General features: G+C 72.1%; 4 protein-coding genes. All 4 read right to left on the reverse strand.

Going from position 1 to position 7,863, the window contains the following annotated elements:
• Window positions 1-2,463 (reverse strand): dTMP kinase (gene tmk / locus B9S61_RS16675; protein WP_103542977.1); only part of this gene is annotated, 2,463 nt, incomplete at its 3' end.
• A gap of 259 nt (window positions 2,464-2,722) precedes the next feature.
• The gene (gene topA / locus B9S61_RS16680; RefSeq protein ID WP_103542974.1) at window positions 2,723-5,611 is read right to left on the reverse strand and encodes a type I DNA topoisomerase; all 2,889 of its coding nucleotides are present in this window, start codon (window positions 5,609-5,611) and stop codon (window positions 2,723-2,725) included.
• A 246-nt stretch (window positions 5,612-5,857) separates the two neighbouring features.
• Entirely contained in the window at window positions 5,858-6,055 is a 198-nt protein-coding gene (locus tag B9S61_RS16685) for a hypothetical protein (RefSeq protein WP_103542975.1), read from the reverse strand.
• A 272-nt stretch (window positions 6,056-6,327) separates the two neighbouring features.
• Window positions 6,328-7,848 (reverse strand): class I SAM-dependent methyltransferase, encoded by a 1,521-nt coding sequence (locus B9S61_RS16690; protein ID WP_103542976.1) that lies wholly within the window; start codon window positions 7,846-7,848, stop codon window positions 6,328-6,330.
• Between the last annotated feature and the right edge of the window lie 15 nt (window positions 7,849-7,863).

Here is a 7,863-nt window from a genome sequence, read left to right on the forward strand (position 1 = left end):
CTCCTCGGCCTTGCGGCGGGCCTCCTCCTCGGCGCGCGCCTTCTCCTCGGCGAGCAGCCGCAGCCGCTCCTCCTCGGCACGCCGGCGCGCCTCCTCAGCACGCTGCCGGGCCTCCTCCGCCTGCCGTTCCGCCTCGCGGCGCTGGGCCTCTTCCAGCTCGCGCTGCTTGCGCTCCTCCTCCTCGGCGCGCAGCCGCGCCAACTGCTCCTGGCGCTCGCGCTCCAGGCGCTCCTCCTCGGCCTTGCGGGCCGCCTCCTCCTCCGCCTTGCGGCGGGCCTCCTCCTCGGCCTTGCGGCGGGCTTCCTCGCGAGCCCGGATCTCGGCCTCGGACAGCGGCAGCACCTGGTCGAGCCGGCGCCGGATCGCCGTGGTGACCGACTCCGGCTCCTGACCGGCGTCGACCACGAGATAGCGGCCGGGATCGGCGGCGGCGAGTGTGAGGAAACCGGCCCGCACGCGCGCGTGGAACTCGGCGGGCTCCGACTCCAGCCGGTCCGGTGCCTCGGTGAAGCGTTCCCGCGCGGTCTCGGGCGCCACGTCCAGAAGCACCGTCAGGTCCGGGACCAGTCCGTCGGTCGCCCACCGGTTGATGCGGGCGATCTCGGTCGGCGACAGATCGCGTCCGGCGCCCTGGTAGGCGACGGAGGAGTCGATGTACCGGTCGGAGATGACGACCGCGCCGCGCTCCAGGGCGGGCCGTACGACGGTGTCGATGTGCTCGGCGCGGTCCGCCGCGTACAGCAGTGCCTCCGCGCGGTGCGAGAGACCGGCGCTGGAGACGTCCAGCAGGATGGACCGCAGCCGCTTGCCGACCGGGGTCGCGCCGGGCTCGCGGGTGAGGGCGACCTCGTGGCCCTTGGCGCGGATCCACTCGGCGAGGGCCTCTGCCTGGGTGGACTTCCCGGCACCGTCGCCGCCCTCGAGGGCGATGAAGAAGCCGGTGCCGGCGGGCGCCTGGTCGGGGTCGTCGCCGCCGAGCAGCGCGTCGCGCAGGTCCTGACGGAGCGGCACCCCGGAACGGTCGTCGACCTTGGCGAGCACCAGCGCGGCCACCGGCAGCAGCAGCGCGCCGACCAGCATCAGTGTGAAGGCGGCACCGCCGTGCGCGAAGACGAACCGGCCGTTCTCCAGCCGGTGCGGCCCGATGCCCGCGGCGACCAGCGGGGCGGTCACCGCGCCGAGCGCCACCAGGACCCGTACCACCGCGTGCAGGTGCTCGGTGGTACGGACCCGGCGCTGGTCCTCGGTCTCCTGGTCGAGCAGGGTGTGCCCGGTGTTGGCGGCGACGCCCGCGCCGACCCCGGCCAGCACCATGATCAGCAGGACGCTGGTGACGTCCGGTACGAGTCCGGCGGCCAGCAGCGCGACGCCGGTGAAGGCCAGGGCGAGCGCGAGCAGCCGGCGCCGTGAGAGGGCCGACAGCAGGGCGGGCGCCGTCCGGATGCCGACGACGACACCGCCGGACAGCGCGCCCACCAGCAGGCCGTAGAGCACGGGGCCGCCGCCGAGGTCCTTGGCGTGCAGCACCGACACGGCGACGGCGGCCGCCACCGCGGCGGCGACGGAAGCGGACGCGAGCACCAGCAGCGGCATCGCGCCGGTGCGGCCCTTGTCGGAGCCGGCCGCGCTCCTGGGGCGCCGCAGACCCTCCAGCGGCGACCGCGGGCGCGGGGTGCGCGTGCCCGGCAGTTCCAGGAAGGTGACCAGGGACAGCGAGGCGGCGAAGAGTCCGGCCGCGACATAGGAGGCGAGGGCGGCCTGGTGTTCGCCGAACCAGTCGATGCCCGTACCCAGCAGATTGTTGAGGAGGGCCGCGACGACGAGTGCGACGGCCGCGAGCGGTATCGCCACGAAGCTCGTACGCAGCGACAGGCGGCGCAGCGCGTCCATGTGGTCGGGCAGCGGCCGGACGGTCGCGCCCTCCGGCGGCGGGGCGGGCAGCAGCGCGGGCGCGGCGCCCTCCCGGCACACCGTCCAGAAGCGCTCGGCGACTCCGGTCACGAAGGCGGTGACGAGCAGGAGGGCCGGCGCGTTCTCGGGTGTCCAGTCGATCCACAGGGGCGCCACGATGAGCAGCGCGGCCCGCACGCCGTCGGCGCCGACCATGGTCCAGCGGCGGTCGAGCGGCCCGTCCTGCGAGGTGAGCGACGTGAGCGGGCCGAGGAGTACGGCGCCGAACAGCAGCGTCGCGAGGACGCGCACGCCGAAAACGGTCGCCACTGCGAACGCCACACCCCGGTAGCCGCCACCGAACGACTGTTCGACGACTGCCGCCTGAAGGGTGAGGAGAACCAGCACCAGGAGGGCGAGGACGTCACCGACCCCGCCCACCAGTTGCGCGCTCCACAGCCGTTTCAACTGCGGTCGGCGCAGCAGGGCGCGGACGGCACGCTCGCGGGAGTCCGCGACCAGGGCATCGTCGGGGGCCGGTCGAGGGGCCGTTGGCTGGTCGGCTCGCGTCATGCGTTCAGCCTATCGGCCCGGGCCGACAGCCCGGCGCGACGCGCCTGACATGCCCACGCCCCGACACCAAAGTGTTGTCGGGGCGTTCGCATTCCGAACGCCGGGCGAAGGACTCCGGCGACCGGAGGAACGGCCGGTACGACCGCACAGGCGTCCGGTGCGACCGGATGAGCGGTCTCCACCGCCGGAGAGGCGGGCCGTGGCACCGGAGGAAAGCCCGGAGTCACCCGAGGAGATGCCCGCCGTCACCGGGGACGGGTCAGTCCTCCGCCCCGTTCGAGGCGGTCGCCTTCTTGGCGGCGGTCTTCTTCGCCGTCGTCGTCTTCTTCGCCGTCGTCGTCTTCGCGGTCGTCGTCTTCTTCGCGGTCGTCGTCTTCTTCGCGGTCGTCGTCTTCTTCGCGGCGGTCGCCTTCTTGGCCGCCGTCTTCTTGACGGCCTTCTTCGCGGTCTTCTTGGCGGGGCCCTTCGCCCGCTTCTCGGCGAGCAGCTCGAAACCGCGCTCCGGGGTGATCTCCTCGACGCTGTCGCCGGAGCGCAGTGTCGCGTTGGTCTCCCCGTCGGTGACGTACGGGCCGAAGCGGCCGTCCTTCACCACGACCGGCTTCTCACTGACCGGGTCGGTGCCCAGCTCCTTCAACGGGGGCTTGGCCGCCGCCCGGCCACGCTGCTTGGGCTGGGCGTAGATCGCCAGTGCCTCCTCCAGCGTGATCGTGAAGAGCTGTTCCTCGGCCTGCAGCGACCGAGAGTCGGTGCCCTTCTTCAGATACGGCCCGTAGCGGCCGTTCTGGGCGGTGATCTCCTGGCCCTCGGCGTCCGTGCCGACCACGCGGGGCAGCGACATCAGCTTCAGCGCCTCGTCGAGGGTCACCGTGTCCAGGGACATCGACTTGAAGAGGGAGGCCGTGCGCGGCTTGACCGCGTTCTTTCCGGTCTTCGGGGTGCCCTCGGGCAGGATCTCCGTGACGTACGGGCCGTAGCGGCCGTCCTTGGCGACGATCGCGTGGCCGGTCCCCGGGTCGGTACCCAGCTCGAAGTCGCCGCTCGGCTTGGCGAGCAGCTCCTCGGCGAGCTCGACGGTCAGCTCGTCGGGCGCCAGGTCGTCCGGGATGTCCGCGCGCTGGTGCTCCTCGGTGTCCTTCTCGCCGCGCTCGATGTACGGGCCGTAGCGCCCGACGCGCAGCATGATGCCGCTGCCCACCGGGAACGACGACACCTCGCGCGCGTCGATCGCGCCCAGGTCGGTCACCAGCTCCTTGAGACCACCGAGGTGGTCCCCGTCGCCATTGCCCGCCTCGGCGGCGCCGCCGTTGTCCGTGCCCTCACCGAAGTAGAACCGCTTCAGCCACGGGACGGCGCGCGCCTCGCCCCGCGCGATGCGGTCGAGGTCGTCCTCCATCCGGGCCGTGAAGTCGTAGTCGACGAGCCGGCCGAAGTGCTTCTCCAGCAGGTTGACCACGGCGAAGGAGAGGAAGGACGGCACCAGGGCCGTGCCCTTCTTGAAGACGTAGCCCCGGTCGAGGATCGTGCCGATGATCGACGCGTACGTCGACGGGCGGCCGATCTCCCGCTCTTCCAGCTCCTTGACCAGCGACGCCTCGGTGTAGCGGGCCGGGGGCTTGGTGGCGTGCCCGTCGACCGCGATCTCCTCGGCGGTCAGGGCGTCGCCCTCGGTGACCTGCGGCAGCCTGCGCTCACGGTCGTCGAGCTCGGCGTTCGGGTCGTCGGCGCCTTCGACGTACGCCTTCAGGAAGCCGTGGAAGGTGATCGTCCTGCCGGACGCGCTGAACTCGACGTCCCGGCCGTCGGCCGCCGCGCCGCCGATCTTCACGGTGACGGAGTTGCCGGTGGCGTCCTTCATCTGCGAGGCGACGGTCCGCTTCCAGATCAGCTCGTACAGCTTGAACTGGTCGCCGGTCAGGCCGGTCTCGGCGGGCGTGCGGAAACGGTCCCCCGAGGGGCGGATCGCCTCGTGCGCCTCCTGCGCGTTCTTGACCTTGCCCGCGTAGGTGCGCGGCTGCGGGGGCAGGTAGTCGGCGCCGTACAGCTGAGTGACCTGGGCGCGGGCGGCGGCGACCGCCGTCTCGCTCAGGGTCGTCGAGTCCGTACGCATGTAGGTGATGTAGCCGTTCTCGTACAGCTTCTGCGCGACCTGCATGGTGGCCTTCGCGCCGAAGCCGAGCTTGCGGCTCGCCTCCTGCTGCAGTGTCGTCGTACGGAACGGGGCGTACGGCGAGCGGCGGTACGGCTTGGACTCGACGGAACGCACGGCGAACCGCGTGTTCTCCAGCGCGGCGGCGAGCGCACGGGCGTTCGCCTCGTCGAGGTGGAGGGTGCTCGCGCTCTTCAGCTGTCCCAGGGAGTCGAAGTCGCGGCCCTGCGCGACCCGCCGCCCGTCGACGGTCTGCAGGCGGGCGACCAGCGACGAGGGGTCCGACCGGTCACCCGCGCGACCCGATGGGGGTCCCCCCGCCGGAGCGAAGTCGGAGGTGGGGGAGAAGGTGCCCGTCAGGTCCCAGTACTCGGCAGAACGGAAAGCCCTGCGCTCGCGTTCCCGCTCCACCACGAGCCGGGTGGCGACGGACTGCACGCGGCCGGCGGACAGCCGGGGCATGACCTTCTTCCACAGGACCGGCGAGACCTCGTAGCCGTAGAGACGGTCGAGGATGCGGCGGGTCTCCTGGGCGTCGACCAGCTTCTGGTTGAGCTCGCGCGGGTTGGCGACTGCCTCGCGGATCGCGTCCTTGGTGATCTCGTGGAAGACCATCCGCTTGACCGGGATCTTCGGCTTCAGCACTTCCTGCAGGTGCCACGCGATGGCCTCGCCCTCGCGGTCCTCATCGGTGGCGAGGAAAAGTTCGTCGGACTCCTTGAGCAGGTCCTTGAGCTTCTTGACCTGGGCACGCTTGTCCGCGTTGACCACATAGATCGGCTGGAAGTCGTGGTCGACGTCCACACCGAGTCGGCGGACCTCGCCGGTGTACTTCTCCGGCACCTCCGCGGCACCGTTGGGAAGGTCGCGAATGTGCCCGACGCTCGCCTCGACGATGTAGCCGGGGCCGAGATAGCCCTTGATCGTCTTCGCCTTGGCAGGCGACTCGACGATGACGAGTCGGCGGCCGCCGTTCGCGGTCTCGCTGGTCGGGGACAACTTCGCTCTTCTCTCCGGTCGACGCTGGGGGCCTCCCCAGGCGGTCTCCCCCGGGTCGGGTCATGGTGACGCTGCGGAGTGTGACGGTACATCCCGCCCCCGTGTCAAACGGGAAAAGCCCGCAACGGCCACTCGAACGGTAACCCGACTACCACCGTTCCTGCCGCCCGGAGTGTCCAGACTGCGCCCGGCCTTATGCGGAGCGCGACCTACCGGTTACCGGGCGCGCCCCCGGCGCCGAACCCCTCACAGGCGGGTGAAACACCATGCGCCGAGGGCCAGGGCGATCACCGCGGCGACTCCGGCGACGGTGATCGATGCGATGGGGCTCACATCCTGGGCGACCGGACGGTGCTGCCGGGCGCGGGTCACCGTCCAGGCCAGCAACGCGGCCCCGAACAGGCAGAACACCATCCCCGCGAAGACCGCCGGTCCGCTCTCCATGATCGCCCGAGTCCCTCTTTCCGTCCGCTTTCCGTCCGCCGGTACCGGCCCGGCCGTGACGCTGCCACGCCTGGGCGGCGCACCGGCGAACCGGAGGTGAACGTGAGGGCTACGGGGTGCCGCGACTCGGCCGGAAGCGACCGGCGGCCTCGTTCAGGAAATTCCGGATCGCTGGGGAAGTGGCCGGCGAACGACCGGTACCGACGTGACGGATGTGACCCTTGAGGATGATGTGTCCCCTGGGACCGCCGGTCGCCGCACACACGCCCGGCTCAGCCCGCCGGCTCCAGGAAGCCCTGTTCCACCAGCAGCCGGATCTGGGCCGGCGTACGGTCGCGCAGCAGCACGGGGTCCTCGACGAGGAGCTGGGCGATGGCGTCCAGGATCCGGCCCGCGCTCATGGTGCCGTCGCACACACCCGCGAAGCCCGCGCCGATCGTGTCCACCCGGGTGGCCCGGCGCATCCCCCGGTTCTGCCGCAGGACGACATGCTCCGGGTCCTCCGCGCCGGGCAGCCCGACCTGCTCCTGCACGACCTCCGCGGCCAGCCGGAAGCGCGCCTCGAGCAGCGCCGCGTCATCGTGCGCACGCAGGTAGTCGAGCCGGTCGAAGTGGGCCCGGACCGTCTCGCCGAGCGGCTGCTCGACCGGGTGCGGCCACTCCTCCACGGTGACCGACTCCGCGGCGGCCCCCGACTTGCGCAGGGTGATCCAGCCGAAGCCGACCGCCTTCACCTTGCGGGCCTCGAACTCGTCCAGCCACGCGTCGTAGCGCGCCCGGTACTCGGCCGGGTCCCCACGGTGGTCGCCCGCGTCCCGCAGCCACAGCTCGGCGTACTGCGTGATGTCCTGCACCTCGCGCTGCACGATCCACGCGTCGCACCCTCGGGGCACCCATGAACCGAGTCTGTCCTGCCAGTCCTCCCCTTCGACGTGCTGCCAGTTGGCGAGGAACTGCGCGAACCCGCCCTCGCGCAGCCGTTCCCCCGCCTCCTGAACGATCGTGCGGCACAGATCGTCCCCGCCCATCCCGCCGTCGCGATAGGTGAGCCGCGCTCCCGGCGAGATCACGAAGGGCGGGTTGGACACGATCAGGTCGTACCTCTCGCCGTCCCGGACCGGCGTGAACAGCGACCCCTCCCGCAGGTCGGCGGCCGGGGCTCCCGACAGGGCCAGGGTGAGCGCGGTGATGTGCAGCGCACGCGGGTTCACGTCGGTGGCGGTCACGCGTGTGGCGTGCCGCGCGGCGTGCAGCGCCTGGATGCCGGAGCCGGTGCCGAGATCGAGCGCGGAGGCCACGGGCGTACGGACCGTGATGCCGGCCAGGGTCGTGGAGGCACCGCCGGCGCCGAGCACCACGCCCTCGTCCCGGCTGCCGATGCCACCGGCGCCGCCGACCGCGCAGCCGAGGTCGGACACGATGAACCAGTCCTCGCCGTCCGGCCCGCCGTACGGCCGGACGTCCACCGTGGCGGTGACCTCGTCCGCGCCGGCACGCGTCAGCCACCCGCTCTCCACACAGGTGCCGACGGGCAGTACGTCCGCCACGCGGGCGTGCGGCACGGGCTGCTGAAGCAGGAACAGCCGTACGAGCGTCTCCAGCGGGGTGTCCCCGCGGGTGGCCCGGAGGGCGGGGACGGTCTCGCTGCGGGCCAGCGCGGTATAGGCGGGGGCGCCGAGCAGTTCGAGCAGTCCGTCGGCGGTGAAGGAGGCTCCGAGCAGTGCTTCCCGCAGCCGGGCGGCGGCTTCGGGGCGGTCGGACGAGGGCAGGGGCGGCAGGCTGGCGTCACTCACGCCCCCATTGTGTCC

The organism is Streptomyces sp. SM1, from assembly GCF_002910825.1.
Taxonomy (GTDB): Bacteria; Actinomycetota; Actinomycetes; order Streptomycetales; family Streptomycetaceae; genus Streptomyces; species Streptomyces okerensis.